This window comes from Pseudomonas sp. RG1, from assembly GCF_025910115.1.
Taxonomy (GTDB): Bacteria; Pseudomonadota; Gammaproteobacteria; order Pseudomonadales; family Pseudomonadaceae; genus Aquipseudomonas; species Aquipseudomonas atacamensis.
Window position 1 is genome coordinate 69,637 of sequence record NZ_JAPCIK010000055.1, and the last position, 13,791, is coordinate 83,427.

The 13,791-nt window shown below is 61.0% G+C and carries 16 protein-coding genes; 13 read left to right on the top strand and 3 right to left on the bottom strand.

Going from position 1 to position 13,791, the window contains the following annotated elements; genetic code table 11:
• Positions 1 to 25: 25 nt before the first annotated feature.
• On the bottom strand, positions 26 to 430 hold the full coding sequence (gene pilG, locus OK411_RS26265) for a twitching motility response regulator PilG (protein ID WP_016772743.1): 405 nt from the start codon (positions 428 to 430) through the stop codon (positions 26 to 28).
• Between the two features lie 225 nt (positions 431 to 655).
• Between pilG and gshB the strand changes: the two genes are divergently transcribed.
• The 7 genes from gshB to OK411_RS26300 all read left to right on the top strand — a co-directional run bounded on the left by gshB (position 656) and on the right by OK411_RS26300 (position 6,999).
• A complete protein-coding gene (gene gshB / locus OK411_RS26270) occupies positions 656 to 1,627 on the top strand; it encodes a glutathione synthase (RefSeq protein ID WP_042606571.1) in 972 nt (323 codons plus the stop codon).
• Positions 1,628 to 1,789: 162 nt separating this feature from the next.
• Positions 1,790 to 2,689: an energy transducer TonB gene (locus OK411_RS26275; protein WP_039757551.1), complete on the top strand. Its 900-nt coding sequence runs from the start codon at positions 1,790 to 1,792 to the stop codon at positions 2,687 to 2,689.
• A gap of 412 nt (positions 2,690 to 3,101) precedes the next feature.
• Positions 3,102 to 3,674: a YqgE/AlgH family protein gene (locus tag OK411_RS26280; RefSeq protein ID WP_016772739.1), complete on the top strand. Its 573-nt coding sequence runs from the start codon at positions 3,102 to 3,104 to the stop codon at positions 3,672 to 3,674.
• Entirely contained in the window at positions 3,674 to 4,111 is a 438-nt protein-coding gene (gene ruvX, locus OK411_RS26285) for a Holliday junction resolvase RuvX (RefSeq protein ID WP_016772738.1), read from the top strand. The genes OK411_RS26280 and ruvX overlap by 1 nt, the downstream gene beginning before the upstream one ends.
• Positions 4,112 to 4,192: 81 nt before the next feature.
• On the top strand, positions 4,193 to 4,699 hold the full coding sequence (pyrR, locus tag OK411_RS26290; protein ID WP_130888298.1) for a bifunctional pyr operon transcriptional regulator/uracil phosphoribosyltransferase PyrR: 507 nt from the start codon (positions 4,193 to 4,195) through the stop codon (positions 4,697 to 4,699).
• A 27-nt stretch (positions 4,700 to 4,726) separates the two neighbouring features.
• Positions 4,727 to 5,731, top strand: a complete 1,005-nt coding sequence (locus tag OK411_RS26295) for an aspartate carbamoyltransferase catalytic subunit (protein ID WP_016772736.1) — start codon at positions 4,727 to 4,729, stop codon at positions 5,729 to 5,731.
• Positions 5,728 to 6,999, top strand: a complete 1,272-nt coding sequence (locus OK411_RS26300) for a dihydroorotase (RefSeq protein WP_110603640.1) — start codon at positions 5,728 to 5,730, stop codon at positions 6,997 to 6,999. The genes OK411_RS26295 and OK411_RS26300 overlap by 4 nt, the downstream gene beginning before the upstream one ends.
• Before the next feature lie 152 nt (positions 7,000 to 7,151).
• On the opposite strand, the gene OK411_RS26305 is transcribed toward OK411_RS26300, so the two are convergent.
• Positions 7,152 to 7,586 carry an NINE protein gene (locus OK411_RS26305; RefSeq protein WP_016772734.1) on the bottom strand — a complete coding sequence of 145 codons (435 nt, stop codon included), beginning with the start codon at positions 7,584 to 7,586 and terminating at the stop codon, positions 7,152 to 7,154.
• A gap of 248 nt (positions 7,587 to 7,834) precedes the next feature.
• Here OK411_RS26305 and OK411_RS26310 point away from each other — a divergent pair, with 248 nt between their 5' ends.
• Entirely contained in the window at positions 7,835 to 8,452 is a 618-nt protein-coding gene (locus OK411_RS26310; protein WP_024014657.1) for a C40 family peptidase, read from the top strand.
• Positions 8,453 to 8,577: 125 nt separating this feature from the next.
• On the opposite strand, the gene OK411_RS26315 is transcribed toward OK411_RS26310, so the two are convergent.
• Positions 8,578 to 9,612, bottom strand: coding sequence for a type IV pilus twitching motility protein PilT (locus OK411_RS26315; RefSeq protein WP_016772732.1), 1,035 nt, complete (start codon positions 9,610 to 9,612; stop codon positions 8,578 to 8,580).
• Positions 9,613 to 9,668: 56 nt separating this feature from the next.
• Here OK411_RS26315 and OK411_RS26320 point away from each other — a divergent pair, with 56 nt between their 5' ends.
• The 5 genes from OK411_RS26320 (at position 9,669) to metW (ending at position 13,772) form a co-directional block, all read left to right on the top strand.
• A complete protein-coding gene (locus OK411_RS26320) occupies positions 9,669 to 10,355 on the top strand; it encodes a YggS family pyridoxal phosphate-dependent enzyme (RefSeq protein ID WP_016772731.1) in 687 nt (228 codons plus the stop codon).
• A 23-nt stretch (positions 10,356 to 10,378) separates the two neighbouring features.
• Positions 10,379 to 11,197: a pyrroline-5-carboxylate reductase gene (gene proC / locus OK411_RS26325; RefSeq protein WP_125916665.1), complete on the top strand. Its 819-nt coding sequence runs from the start codon at positions 10,379 to 10,381 to the stop codon at positions 11,195 to 11,197.
• Positions 11,198 to 11,208: 11 nt separating this feature from the next.
• Positions 11,209 to 11,799 carry a YggT family protein gene (locus tag OK411_RS26330; protein ID WP_016772729.1) on the top strand — a complete coding sequence of 197 codons (591 nt, stop codon included), beginning with the start codon at positions 11,209 to 11,211 and terminating at the stop codon, positions 11,797 to 11,799.
• A 205-nt stretch (positions 11,800 to 12,004) separates the two neighbouring features.
• Positions 12,005 to 13,144 carry a homoserine O-succinyltransferase MetX gene (gene metX / locus OK411_RS26335; RefSeq protein ID WP_130888301.1) on the top strand — a complete coding sequence of 380 codons (1,140 nt, stop codon included), beginning with the start codon at positions 12,005 to 12,007 and terminating at the stop codon, positions 13,142 to 13,144.
• Between the two features lie 7 nt (positions 13,145 to 13,151).
• Positions 13,152 to 13,772, top strand: a complete 621-nt coding sequence (metW, locus tag OK411_RS26340; protein ID WP_039757544.1) for a methionine biosynthesis protein MetW — start codon at positions 13,152 to 13,154, stop codon at positions 13,770 to 13,772.
• Positions 13,773 to 13,791 lie beyond the last annotated feature (19 nt).

Here is a 13,791-nt window from a genome sequence, read left to right on the forward strand (position 1 = left end):
CTGGCCGAGCGTCACTGTGCGTGTCTTACTGCGGCAAAACGGCGGCGAAGCCCGGAACATGGGCCTGGATCGCGTTGAGCAGTTCTTCTTTGCTGAACGGCTTGGTCAGAAATTGATCAGAGCCGACAATCCGCCCCTTTGCCTTGTCGAACAGACCGTCCCTGGACGACAGCATGATCACCGGCGTCGCCTTGAAGGCGCTGTTGTTCTTGATCAGGGCGCAGGTCTGATAACCGTCCAGACGCGGCATCATGATGTCGACAAAGATGATCCCGGGATGGTGGTCGGCGATCTTCGCCAGCGCATCGAAACCGTCGATGGCGGTGATCACTTCGCAACCGACATTCTTCAACAATGTTTCGGCGGTGCGGCGAATCGTTTTCGAGTCGTCGATCACCATGACCTTCAAGGCGCTGGACTGCTGTTCCATAAGAGGGTTCTACCGTCGCCTTTGCGAATCAAATTGTCCGTTTTGCTGTGAATAATGGCCTGAAACCCTTGAAACCCATGGGGCGGCGCGATCTGCCAGCCTTTTTAGCACAGTCTCCAGATGCAATCTATCGACGGGTTTTTCCTTGACCCGAAACCCGCCCGGCGCCACTCTGGCGGCACTTTTTCAATACCGATCCGGTAGCCAAATTTCGAGGAAAACCCAATGAGCGTTCGCGTCGGGATTGTCATGGACCCTATCGCCAGCATCTCCTATAAAAAGGATAGCTCGCTGGCCATGCTGCTGGCCGCGCAGAAGCGTGGCTGGGAACTGTTCTACATGGAACAGAAAGACCTGTATCAGGCCGAAGGCCAGGCGCGGGCGCGGATGAGCCCGCTGAAAGTCTTCGCCAACCCGGACAAATGGTTCGAACTGGACGCCGAGCAGGACAAGCTGCTGAGCGACCTGGACGTGATCCTGATGCGCAAGGATCCGCCGTTCGACATGGAATTCGTCTATTCCACTTATCTGCTGGAACAGGCCGAAGCCGCTGGCGTGCTGGTGGTGAACAAGCCGCAGAGCCTGCGCGACTGCAATGAAAAGCTGTTCGCTACGCTGTTTCCGCAGTGCACGCCGCCGACCATCGTCAGCCGCCGCCCGGACGTATTGCGTCAGTTCGCCGACCATCACGGTGACGTGATCCTCAAGCCGCTGGACGGCATGGGCGGTTCGTCGATCTTCCGCCATACCGCCGGCCACCCGAACCTCTCGGTGATCCTCGAAACCCTGACCCTGCACGGCAAGCAGCAAATCATGATTCAGGGCTACCTGCCGGCGATCGTCGATGGCGACAAGCGCATCCTGATGATCGATGGCGAGCCGGTGGATTACTGCCTGGCGCGTATCCCGGCCATGGGCGAAACCCGTGGCAACCTCGCCGCCGGTGGCCGTGGCGAAGCACGTCCGCTGACCGAAAAGGATCGCTGGATCGCCGCCCAGGTCGGACCGACCCTGCGCGAGAAAGGCCTGCTGTTCGTCGGCCTCGACGTGATCGGCGAGCACCTGACCGAAATCAACGTCACCAGCCCGACCTGCATCCGCGAAATCGACAATGCGTTCGGCACTGACATCGGCGGCATGCTCATGGATGCTATCGAAAAGCAGCTGCAAGCTTCGAGCCGCAAGCCACAAGCTTGAAGCCGGCCCGCGTCAGCTTGAAGCTTGAAGCTTGAAGCTTGAAGCTTGAAGCTTGAAGCTGCCCCTATGCAGCTTGTCGCTTGAAGCTCGTAGCTTGCAGCTAAAAACCAACATTGCGTTATCATGCCGGGCCCATGAAAACGCGATGTTGGTTTTTCTGTCATGACCCTCCCGTCCGATCTGCCCGCTGAACTCGCCCATCGTGGCGTGCGCCCGGCCGATCGCCTCGGTTTTACCCTGTTTCTCGCGGCGCTGATTCACCTGGCGCTGCTGCTCGGCGTCGGTTTCACCATGGTCGAGCCGCAGCAGATCAGCAAAACCCTGGAAATCACCCTGGCCACCTTCAAGGCCGAGAAGAAGCCGGAAAAGGCAGATTTTCTCGCTCAGGAAAACCAGGAAGGCAGCGGCACGCTCGACAAGAAGGCCCTGCCCAAGACCACCGAAGTCGCGCCGTTCCAGGACAATCAGGTCAAAAAGGTCACCCCGCCGCCCGCCGCCAAGCCAGTGGTGCAGGAAGCCGCACCCAAGGCAGCGGTGACCACCGTCGCGCCGAAACCGAAAAAGGCGCCGACCAAGAAAGAAGAAAGCAAAACCGAAGTCAAACCGACCGTCGACGCGCCGGTGTTCGACAGCTCGCAGTTGTCCAGCGACATCGCCAGCCTCGAGGCGGAGCTGGCCAAGGAACAACAGCTGTACGCCAAGCGCCCGCGCATCCACCGCTTGAGCGCGGCGTCGACCATGCGCGACAAGGGCGCGTGGTACAAGGACGACTGGCGCAAGAAGGTCGAGCGCATCGGCAACCTCAACTACCCCGAAGAAGCGCGGCGCAAGCAGATCTACGGCAATTTGCGCCTGATGGTCTCGATCAATCGCGACGGCTCGCTGTATGAAGTGCTGGTGCTGGAATCCTCCGGCCAGCCGCTGCTCGATCAGGCGGCGCAGCGCATCGTCCGCCTGGCCGCGCCGTTTGCACCGTTTACCGGCGATCTGTCGGACATCGACCGCCTGGAAATCATCCGCACCTGGAAATTTGCCCGGGGCGACAAGCTCTCAAGCAACTGAATATTTATGTGACGAGGGGATTTATCTGTGGCGAGGGGATTTATCTGTGGCGAGGGGATTTATCCCCGCTCGGCTGCGCAGCAGCCGCAAAACCATTCCATATGGAGTGTCAGGCAGAACCCATCAAGCGATTCAGGGGCGCTTCGCGCCCCAACGGGGATGAATCCCCTCACCACAGATAAATCCCCTCACCACAGATAAATCCCCTCGCCACAGATAAGTCCCCTAACCACAGATAAATCCCTTCACCACAGATAAATTCCCTGAGCACAGATAAATCCCCTAACCACAGATAAACTCCCTCACCACAGCAAATCCCCTCGCCACAAAAGCTCTGTTCCAATAATGGATCTGTGTTGTTGTCAGCATCTCCAGCTTGTCAGTTCGCCCCTCGAACGCCACACTAGCGCTCATGAAAAACGTCAGCCCCAGCTACCTCAAGCATCACTTCCTGATCGCCATGCCACACATGGCCGACCCGAACTTTGCCCACACCTTGACCTACATCGTCGAGCACACGGCCAATGGCGCGATGGGGCTGGTGGTCAACAGGCCGCAAGACTTGAACCTGGCCGACATCCTCGAACAGCTGCGCCCGGACATCGAGCCGCCGGCGCGTTGCCAGGATGTGCCGATCTTCATCGGCGGGCCGGTGCAGACCGATCGCGGTTTCGTCCTGCACCCGGCGGGCCAGACCTTCCAGGCCACGGCGCAGCTGGACGGCGACCTGGCCCTGTCGACTTCGCAGGACGTGCTGTTCGCCATCGCTGACGGCGTCGGCCCCGCGCAGAGCCTGATTACCCTCGGTTACGCCGGTTGGGAAGCCGGGCAACTGGAAGCCGAACTGGCCGACAACGCCTGGCTGACCTGCCCGTTCAACGCCGACATCCTCTTCAACACCCGCAGCGAATTGCGCCTGGAAGCGGCGGCGCGGCACTTGGGCATCGATCTCAATCTGCTCACCAGCCAGGCGGGTCACGCCTGATGGCCCTGCGCCTGATTCTCGGCTTCGACTACGGCACCAAACAGATCGGCGTCGCGGTCGGCCAGGTCATCACCGGCCAGGCCCGCGAGCTGTGCACCCTGAAAGCGCAGAACGGCGTGCCGAACTGGGATCAGGTCGAAGCGCTGATAAAAGAATGGAAACCCGACGCCGTGGTGGTCGGCCTGCCGCTGAACATGGACGGCACGCCCAGCGAGATGTGCGTACGCGCGGAGAAATTCGCCCGCCGCCTCAACGGCCGCTACAACCTGCCCTTCTATACCCACGACGAACGCCTGACCACTTTCGAAGCCAAGGGCGAGCGACTGGTGCGTGGCGGGCAGAAAGGCAGTTATCGCGACAACCCGGTGGACGCCATCGCCGCCGCCCTGCTGCTGCAGGGCTGGCTCGATGAAAACACTGCATTGTTTGAGTCCTGACAAGCGCTTCGGCGCTTTTCTTTTGGTTATAAACCGAGCTTCGTCCGGCAGGACGCAGCGCGGAATCACGAAGGAGCAACCATGAGCCTGCCCAATCCCGCCGATCTGATCAGCCAGATGGCGACCCGCCTCAAGGCGCACCTTGCCCAGCGTGACATCAGCGAACCGCGTTACATCGGCATCCGCACCGGCGGCATCTGGGTCGCGCAGGCGCTGCTCAAGGAAATGGCCAGCGATGCGCCACTGGGCACGCTGGATGTATCCTTCTACCGCGACGACTTCAGCCAGAACGGCCTGCACCCGCAAGTGCGCCCATCCGCCCTGCCCTTCGAGATCGAAGGCCAGCATCTGGTGCTGATCGACGACGTGCTGATGAGCGGTCGGACCATCCGCGCCGCCATGAATGAACTGTTCGATTATGGCCGCCCGGCCAGCGTTACCCTGGTCTGCCTGCTGGACCTGGACGCCGGCGAGTTGCCGATCCGCCCGAACGTGGTCGGCGCCACCCTGACCCTGGCCGGCAACCAGCGGGTCAAGTTGTCCGGCCCCGAGCCGCTGACGCTCGAACTGCAAGACGTCACCCTTTAATCCGCCCTATTGAGAGTCCCCCTCGCGATGACGCCTCTAGATACCAAGCGCCCGCTGCAGCTCAATGATCAGGGCCAGCTGCGCCACTTCCTCTCGCTCGACGGCCTGCGCCGCGAGTTGCTGACGGAAATCCTCGACACTGCCGACTCGTTCCTTGAAGTCGGTGCCCGGGCGGTGAAGAAAGTCCCGTTGCTGCGCGGCAAGACCGTGTGCAACGTGTTCTTCGAAAACTCCACGCGCACCCGCACCACGTTTGAACTGGCGGCCCAACGGTTGTCGGCAGACGTGATTACCCTGAACGTGTCGACATCGTCGGCGAGCAAGGGTGAAACGCTGCTCGATACCCTGCGCAACCTTGAAGCGATGGCCGCCGACATGTTCGTCGTGCGCCACGGCGATTCGGGCGCGGCGCACTTCATCGCCGAGCATGTCTGCCCGCAGGTGGCGATCATCAACGGCGGCGACGGCCGGCATGCGCACCCGACCCAGGGCATGCTCGACATGCTCACCATCCGTCGGCACAAGGGCGGTTTCGAAAACCTCTCGGTGGCGATTGTCGGCGACATCCTCCATTCGCGGGTAGCGCGCTCGAACATGCTCGCGTTGAAGACCCTCGGCTGCCCGGACATCCGCGTGATCGCGCCGAAAACCCTGCTGCCGATCGGCATCGAGCAATACGGCGTCAAGGTCTACACCGACATGGCCGAAGGCCTGAAGGACGTCGATGTGGTGATCATGCTGCGTCTGCAACGTGAGCGCATGACCGGCGGCCTGCTGCCCAGCGAAGGCGAGTTCTATCGCCTGTTCGGCCTGACCACCGCACGTCTGGCCGGAGCCAAACCCGATTGCATCGTCATGCACCCGGGGCCGATCAACCGTGGCGTGGAGATCGAGTCGGCGGTGGCCGACGGCCCGCACTCGGTGATCCTCAATCAAGTGACCTACGGCATCGCGATTCGTATGGCCGTGCTGTCCATGGCCATGAGCGGGCAGACTGCGCAACGTCAATTCGAGCAGGAGAACGCCCAGTGAAGCTCAGCATTCTCGGCGCACGCGTCATCGATCCCAGCAGCGGCCTGGATCAAATCACCGACATCCACGTTGAAGCCTGCAAGATCGTCGCCCTCGGCGCCGCACCGGCCGGTTTCAGCGCAGTAGAAACCATCGATGCCCAAGGCCTGGTCGCCGCGCCTGGCCTGGTCGACCTCAACGTTGCCCTGCGCGAGCCGGGCTACAGCCGCAAAGGCTCGATCGTCAGCGAAACCCGCGCCGCTGCTGCCGGTGGCGTGACCAGCCTGTGCTGCCCGCCGAAGACCAAACCGGTGCTCGACACCTCCGCTGTGGCCGAACTGATCCTCGACCGCGCCCGCGAGGCTGGCAACACCAAAGTGTTCCCGATTGGCGCGCTGAGCAAAGGTCTGGACGGTGAGCAACTGGCCGAACTGGTCGCGCTGCGCGACGCCGGTTGCGTGGCGTTCGGCAACGGTCTGGAGAGCTTCCGCAACAGCCGCACCCTGTGCCGGGCGCTGGAATACGCGGCGACTTTCGACCTGACGGTGATCTTCAACTCGCAGGACCACGATCTGGCCGAGGGCGGTCTCGCTCACGAAGGCGCGGTCGCCAGTTTCCTAGGCCTGCCGGGCATCCCGGAAACCGCCGAAACCGTGGCGCTGGCTCGCGATCTGCTACTGGTCGAGCAGACCGGCGTGCGTGCGCACTTCAGCCAGTTGACCAGTGCTCGCGGTGTGGCGCTGATTGCTCAGGCGCAGGCCCGTGGCTTGAAGGTAACGGCGGATGTTGCGTTGTATCAGCTGATCCTGACTGACGAAGCGCTGATCGACTTCAACAGCCTCTACCACGTGCAACCGCCGCTGCGCACCCGTGCCGACCGCGATGGCCTGCGGGAAGCGGTGAAATCCGGGGTGGTTTCGGCGATCTCCAGCCATCACCAGCCCCACGAGCGCGACGCCAAACTGGCACCGTTCGGCGCGACCGAGCCGGGCATTAGCAGTGTTGAGTTGCTGCTGCCGCTGGCGATGACGCTGGTCGAGGATGGTTTGCTCGACTTGCCGACGCTGCTGGCACGTCTCAGCGCAGGCCCGGCCGAAGCCCTCCGCCTGCCGGCGGGCAAACTGGCGGTAGGTGGTGCGGCGGATATCGTGCTGTTCGATCCGAAGGCATCGACGGTGGCCGGTGAGCACTGGCTGTCGAAGGGCGAGAACTGCCCGTTCATCGGCCACAGTCTGCCGGGCGTGGTGCGCTATACGCTGGTGGATGGGCGGATTACTCACCAGGCATGACTTGCTGCTGAGGGAGATTGTGGCGAGGGGATTTATCCCCGTTCGGCTGCGTAGCAGTCGCGAAGCCATTGCACGCGGTGGAACAAATCCACCGCGTTCTCGGATTCAGGACCGCTTCGCGGCCCAACGGGGATAAATCCCCTCGCCACTACTTACTGGAAGGCGCCGCGATTCTGCGCGTTGCGCACCGACACCTGATCGTTCAGGGTCCAGAAGTCATACAGCACACCAATAAAGAACAACCCTCCGGTCAGCAGATACAGCAGGCCGCTGATCCATTTGCCCTGATACATCCGGTGCACGCCGAACACACCGAGGAAAGTCAGCAGAATCCACGCGACGTTGTACTCGATCGGCCCGGCGGCAAAGCGCAGATCCGCTTCGCGATCCATCGCCGGGATCAGAAACAGGTCGATCAGCCAGCCAATCCCCAGCAAACCGAAGGTGAAGAACCAGATCGTCCCGGTCACCGGTTTGCCGTAATAAAAGCGGTGCGCGCCAGTGAATCCGAAAATCCACAGCAGGTAGCCGATGACTTTGCTGTGAGTGTCTTTTTCTTTCACGCGGGGGAGCTGATAGCTGTTCATTAAGACCTCATTGCACTCGATAGATAAATATTCTTCATTTCTTTGTGACTTTTTTACAGGTGGGCGACGTATGGCAAATGTTACCGTTGCTAGCGCGAAACCCTTGTAGAACCTGACTTCTGTCGGACAATTGCGTACTTTTTGAGCGTTTTTGGTTCCGTAGCCGGTGGAATGAATCGATGAACGGCCTCGGAACGGCAAAAAAAGCTGTTATAAAGTTGCGCGCTATCACTTATGAGCCACGCCTAATGCGACCATTTTTCAAGACATGGCTGACTATTTGCCTATTAATGCCACTGGCCGCCCACGCCACCAATCGTGAGCAACGTCTTCCTAACGTCAACGGCTTCACCCCAAAATCCCATGCTTCGGCTCCTTCGAGCAAAAGCAGCAAGAGCAAGACCACCACGCTGAGCAGCAAGAGCCGCAGCAAGCTGGTGCCACCGATGGCGAGCAAGGAAAGCAGCAATGTGCTGAGCCGTGCGGTAAACGTCCTCGGTACACCTTATCGTTGGGGCGGCAGCAGCCCAAGTAAAGGCTTCGATTGCAGCGGTCTGGTGAAATACGCGTTCAACGACGCTACATTCGACCTGCCACGCACCTCCAACGCCATGGCCAGCGGTCACGGCGAGAAAGTCGAGCGCAAGGATCTGAAGCCGGGCGATCTGATTTTCTTCAACATCAAGAGCCGTCGGGTCAATCACGTTGCCATCTACCTGGGCAACGACCGCTTCATCCACGCCCCGCGCCGTGGCAAAGCGGTGAGCATCGACACGCTGAACAAGCCGTACTGGGAAAAGCATTACGTCGTCGCCAAGCGCGTGTTGCCGAAAGAGCAACAGCAGCTGCGCGTAGTCCAGCGCTAACACCATATCGATCGTTCCCACGCTCCGCGTGGGAATGACTCAATGGACGCTCCGCGTCCGCTTCGGCAGGGACGCAGAGCGTCCCGGGCTGCATTCCCATGCAGAGCGTGGGAACGATCACTCCCTCAAAAGTTATCCGGGGTGCGCGCTTTCTCGCGTGCATGCTCGCGGCTGATCAAGCCCTTGGTGACCAGATCCTTCAGGCACATATCGAGTGTCTGCATGCCCAACGACCCACCGGTCTGAATCGCTGAATACATCTGCGCCACCTTGTCCTCGCGAATGAGGTTACGGATCGCCGAGGTCCCGAGCATGATTTCATGCGCCGCCACCCGCCCGCCGCCGATCTTCTTGATCAACGTCTGCGACACTACCGCCAGCAACGACTCCGACAGCATCGAACGGACCATCGACTTCTCGTCGCCGGGGAACACATCCACCACGCGGTCGATGGTCTTCGCCGCCGAGGTCGTGTGCAGCGTGCCGAACACCAGATGCCCGGTCTCGGCGGCGGTCAACGCCAGGCGAATGGTTTCAAGATCACGCATCTCGCCAACCAGAATCACGTCCGGGTCTTCACGCAGGGCCGAGCGCAGTGCGGTGGCGAAGCTGCGCGTATCGCGGTGGACTTCGCGCTGATTGATCAGGCATTTGCGCGATTCATGGACGAACTCGATGGGGTCTTCGATGGTGAGAATGTGGTGATGGCGATGGGTGTTGAGGTAATCGATCATCGCCGCCAGCGTGGTCGACTTGCCGGAGCCGGTCGGCCCGGTGACCAGCACCAAACCGCGCGGCGCATCAGTGATCTTGCGGAAAACATCGCCCATGGCGAGGTCTTCCATGCTCAGCACTTTCGACGGGATGGTGCGGAACACCGCGCCGGCGCCACGGTTCTGGTTAAAGGCGTTGACCCGAAAGCGCGCCACGCCGGGTACATCGAAGGAAAAATCCGTTTCCAGATTTTTCTCGAATTCGATGCGCTGGGTGTCGTTCATGATGTCGTAGATCAGATCGTGCACTTGCTTGTGATCCAGCGCCGGCAGATTGATCCGTCGCACGTCACCATCGACACGGATCATCGGCGGCAGGCCGGCCGACAGGTGCAGGTCGGAAGCGCCCTGTTTGGCGCTGAAGGCCAGCAGTTCAGTGATATCCATAGCGTCCCTCAATTCCAGTAGAATGCCGCGAACCTACAGACCGCCGGCGCCTCTTGATGTCCACGATAGCAGACAACATCCTTCAGGTTAGTTCGCGCATCCAGGCAGCGGCGAAAGCTGCGCACCGCGACGAAAACAGCATCCATTTGCTCGCCGTGAGCAAGACCAAACCCGCCCAGGCCCTGCGGGAAGCCTACGCCGCCGGCCTGCGCGACTTCGGCGAGAACTACTTGCAGGAAGCCTTGGGCAAACAGCTGGAGCTGGCCGACCTGCCCTTGATCTGGCACTTCATCGGCCCCATTCAATCGAACAAGACTCGCGCGATTGCCGAGCATTTCGACTGGGTGCACTCCGTGGATCGTCTGAAAATTGCCCAACGCCTGTCCGAACAACGCCCGGCCGAACTGCCGCCACTGAACATCTGCATTCAGGTCAATGTCAGCGGCGAGGCGAGCAAATCCGGTTGCACCCCGGCCGATCTGCCAGCGCTGGCCGAGGCCATCAGCGCGCTGCCACGGTTGAAACTGCGCGGACTGATGGCGATTCCCGAGCCGACCGAGGAGCGCGCTGAACAGGACGCTGCCTTCGCCGCCGTACAGGCATTGCAGGCGAGCCTCGCTCTGCCGCTCGACACACTGTCCATGGGCATGAGCCACGACCTTGAGTCGGCCATCGCCCAAGGCGCCACCTGGGTGCGGATCGGTACCGCGCTGTTTGGCGCCAGAGATTATTCCCAGTCTTGAACGTTTCCAGATAAGGACCACACATGAGCAACACACGTATTGCGTTTATCGGTGCGGGCAACATGGCGGCCAGTCTAATTGGCGGCTTGCGCGCCAAAGGTCTGGAAGCGGCGCAGATCCGCGCCAGCGATCCGGGCGAAGACACCCGCGCCAAGGTCAGCGCCGAACACGGCATCGAAACCTTCGTTGACAACGCCCAGGCCATCGACGGCGTCGATGTCATCGTGCTGGCGGTCAAGCCACAGGCGATGAAAACCGTATGCGAGGCGATTCGCCCGAGCCTCAAGCCCAATCAACTGGTGGTGTCGATCGCCGCCGGCATCACCTGCGCGAGCATGACCGCGTGGCTCGGCGAACAACCGATCGTGCGCTGCATGCCCAATACTCCGGCGCTGCTGCGTCAGGGGGTCAGCGGTCTGTACGCGACCAGCGAAGTGAGCGCCGAGCAGCGCCAGCAAGCCGAAGAGCTGCTGTCCGCCGTCGGCATTGCGCTGTGGCTGGAAGAAGAACAGCAACTGGACGCAGTCACCGCAGTGTCCGGCTCCGGCCCGGCGTACTTCTTTCTGCTGATCGAAGCGATGACCGCCGCCGGCGTCAAACTTGGCCTGCCAAAAGAGATCGCTGAGCAACTGACCGTGCAGACTGCTCTGGGCGCCGCGCACATGGCGGTGTCCAGCGATGTCGATGCAGCCGAATTGCGTCGCCGCGTGACCTCGCCGAATGGCACAACGGAAGCTGCGATCAAATCATTCCAGGCTGGCGGCTTCGAAGCGCTGGTTGAAACCGCACTCGGCGCCGCCGCGCACCGCTCGGCCGAAATGGCCGAACAACTGGGCAAATAAAGGAGCCTTACATGATCGGATTGAACACCGCAGCGGTTTACGTGCTGCAAACCCTCGGCAGCCTGTACCTGCTGATCGTGCTGCTGCGCTTCGTCCTGCAACTGGTGCGGGCGAACTTCTACAACCCGCTGTGCCAGTTCGTGGTCAAGGCCACTCAGCCGCTGCTCAAGCCTTTGCGCCGGATCATCCCGAGCCTGTTCGGCCTCGACATGTCGTCGCTGGTGCTGGCGATTCTGGTGCAACTGCTGCTGATGGCGCTGACCCTGCTGCTGACCTACGGCACCACTGGCAACCCGCTGCAACTGGTGATCTGGTCGCTGATCGGCGTCACTGCACTGTTCCTGAAGATCTTCTTCTTCGCCCTGATCATCAGCGTGATCCTGTCGTGGGTCGCACCGGGCAGCCACAATCCGGGCGCTGAACTGGTCAACCAGATCTGTGAACCGGCGCTGGCACCGTTCCGCCGCTTCCTGCCGAACCTCGGCGGCCTGGACCTGTCGCCGATCTTCGCCTTCCTTGCGCTGAAATTGATCGACATGCTGGTGATCAACAATCTGGCGGCGATGACGATGATGCCGGAGATTCTGCGTTTGCTGATGTAAGCCAGTGCGTTCGGTCTGACTGACCGAGTCGCCTTTTTCGCGAGCAGGCTCGCTCCCACATTGGAATGCATTTCAACTGTGGGAGCGAGCCTGCTCGCGAATGGCTGCACCTCGGTGCGAAGCGAAAACGCCGGACCTGATCGTTGCTTGCCGCTAACCCCCCCGGTCTTTAGACTTACGCCTCATTTCAACGAGAGCAGGGTCGATGCCAACTGCCTTTCCCGCCGATTCTGTTGGTCTGGTAACGCCGCAAACCGCGCATTTCAGCGAACCGCTGACGCTGGCCTGTGGCCGTTCGCTGGCCGCTTATGACCTGATTTATGAAACCTACGGCACGCTGAACGCCCAGGCGAGCAACGCCGTGCTGATCTGCCACGCGCTGTCCGGTCATCATCACGCCGCTGGTTATCACAGCGTCGACGACCGCAAGCCCGGTTGGTGGGACAGCTGCATCGGCCCCGGCAAGCCGATCGACACCAACAAGTTCTTTGTGGTCAGCCTGAACAACCTCGGTGGCTGCAACGGCTCCACCGGCCCGAGCAGTATCAACCCGGAAACCGGCAAGCCGTTCGGCGCCGATTTCCCGGTGCTCACCGTGGAAGACTGGGTGCACAGCCAAGCGCGTCTGGCTGACCTGCTCGGCATCCGCCAGTGGGCAGCGGTGATCGGCGGCAGCCTCGGCGGCATGCAGGCCCTGCAATGGACCATCACCTACCCGGATCGCGTACGTCACTGCTTGGCGATCGCCTCGGCGCCTAAATTGTCGGCGCAGAACATCGCCTTCAACGAAGTCGCGCGTCAGGCGATCCTCACCGATCCGGAATTCCACGGTGGTTCGTTCCAGGAAGCGGGCGTGATCCCCAAGCGCGGGCTGATGCTGGCGCGCATGGTCGGCCACATCACCTATCTGTCCGACGACTCCATGGGTGAGAAATTCGGCCGTGGCCTGAAGAGCGAAAAGCTCAACTACGACTTCCACAGCGTCGAGTTCCAGGTCGAAAGCTACCTGCGTTACCAGGGCGAAGAATTCTCCGGGCGCTTCGATGCCAACACCTACCTGTTGATGACCAAAGCGCTGGATTACTTCGATCCAGCGGCTAACTTCGACGACGACCTGGCGAAAACCTTCGAAAACGCCACGGCCAAGTTCTGCGTGATGTCGTTCACCACCGACTGGCGCTTCTCCCCGGCGCGCTCGCGGGAACTGGTGGATGCGCTGATGGCCGCGCGCAAGGACGTCAGTTATCTGGAAATCGACGCGCCGCAAGGCCACGACGCCTTCCTGATTCCGATCCCGCGTTATTTGCAGGCGTTCGGCAATTACATGAACCGCATTTCGTTGTGAGAAAGCCATGAGAGCTGATCTGGAAATCATCCAGGAATGGATCCCCGCCGGCAGCCGCGTCCTCGACTTGGGTTGCGGTGACGGCGAGCTGCTGACCTGGCTGCGCGACAACAAGAACGTCACCGGTTATGGCCTGGAAAACGACGCTGACAACATCGCCGAGTGCGTGGCCAAGGGCATCAACGTCATCGAGCAGGATCTGGACAAAGGCCTGGGCAATTTTGCCAGCAACAGTTTCGACATCGTCGTCATGACCCAGGCCCTGCAAGCGGTGCATTACCCGGACAGGATCCTCGACGAAATGCTCCGGGTCGGCCGTCAGTGCATCATCACCTTCCCCAACTTCGGCCACTGGCGCTGCCGCTGGTATCTGGCGAGCAAGGGCCGCATGCCGGTCTCGGAATTCCTGCCCTACACCTGGTACAACACGCCGAACATCCACTTCTGCACCTTCGAGGATTTCGAAGAACTGTGCCGCGAACGTGATGCGAAGGTCATTGATCGGCTTGCCGTGGATCAACAGCACCGGCACGGGTGGGCCAGTAAGCTATGGCCTAATCTGTTAGGTGAAATCGGTATCTACCGCGTCAGCAGTCCGCAGTTGGCGGACCACCGAGTCGCGGTCTGAGCCTGGGCATTTGAAGGAG

Excerpts from the sequence above, each read along its gene's own strand:
- pilG (WP_016772743.1), bottom strand. The coding sequence starts at position 430 with ATGGAACAGCAGTCCAGCGCCTTGAAGGTCATGGTGATCGACGACTCG.
- gshB (WP_042606571.1), top strand. The coding sequence starts at position 656 with ATGAGCGTTCGCGTCGGGATTGTCATGGACCCTATCGCCAGCATCTCC.
- OK411_RS26275 (WP_039757551.1), top strand. The coding sequence starts at position 1,790 with ATGACCCTCCCGTCCGATCTGCCCGCTGAACTCGCCCATCGTGGCGTG.
- OK411_RS26280 (WP_016772739.1), top strand. The coding sequence starts at position 3,102 with ATGAAAAACGTCAGCCCCAGCTACCTCAAGCATCACTTCCTGATCGCC.
- ruvX (WP_016772738.1), top strand. The coding sequence starts at position 3,674 with ATGGCCCTGCGCCTGATTCTCGGCTTCGACTACGGCACCAAACAGATC.
- pyrR (WP_130888298.1), top strand. The coding sequence starts at position 4,193 with ATGAGCCTGCCCAATCCCGCCGATCTGATCAGCCAGATGGCGACCCGC.
- OK411_RS26295 (WP_016772736.1), top strand. The coding sequence starts at position 4,727 with ATGACGCCTCTAGATACCAAGCGCCCGCTGCAGCTCAATGATCAGGGC.
- OK411_RS26305 (WP_016772734.1), bottom strand. The coding sequence starts at position 7,586 with ATGAACAGCTATCAGCTCCCCCGCGTGAAAGAAAAAGACACTCACAGC.
- OK411_RS26310 (WP_024014657.1), top strand. The coding sequence starts at position 7,835 with ATGCGACCATTTTTCAAGACATGGCTGACTATTTGCCTATTAATGCCA.
- OK411_RS26315 (WP_016772732.1), bottom strand. The coding sequence starts at position 9,612 with ATGGATATCACTGAACTGCTGGCCTTCAGCGCCAAACAGGGCGCTTCC.
- OK411_RS26320 (WP_016772731.1), top strand. The coding sequence starts at position 9,669 with ATGTCCACGATAGCAGACAACATCCTTCAGGTTAGTTCGCGCATCCAG.
- proC (WP_125916665.1), top strand. The coding sequence starts at position 10,379 with ATGAGCAACACACGTATTGCGTTTATCGGTGCGGGCAACATGGCGGCC.
- OK411_RS26330 (WP_016772729.1), top strand. The coding sequence starts at position 11,209 with ATGATCGGATTGAACACCGCAGCGGTTTACGTGCTGCAAACCCTCGGC.
- metX (WP_130888301.1), top strand. The coding sequence starts at position 12,005 with ATGCCAACTGCCTTTCCCGCCGATTCTGTTGGTCTGGTAACGCCGCAA.
- metW (WP_039757544.1), top strand. The coding sequence starts at position 13,152 with ATGAGAGCTGATCTGGAAATCATCCAGGAATGGATCCCCGCCGGCAGC.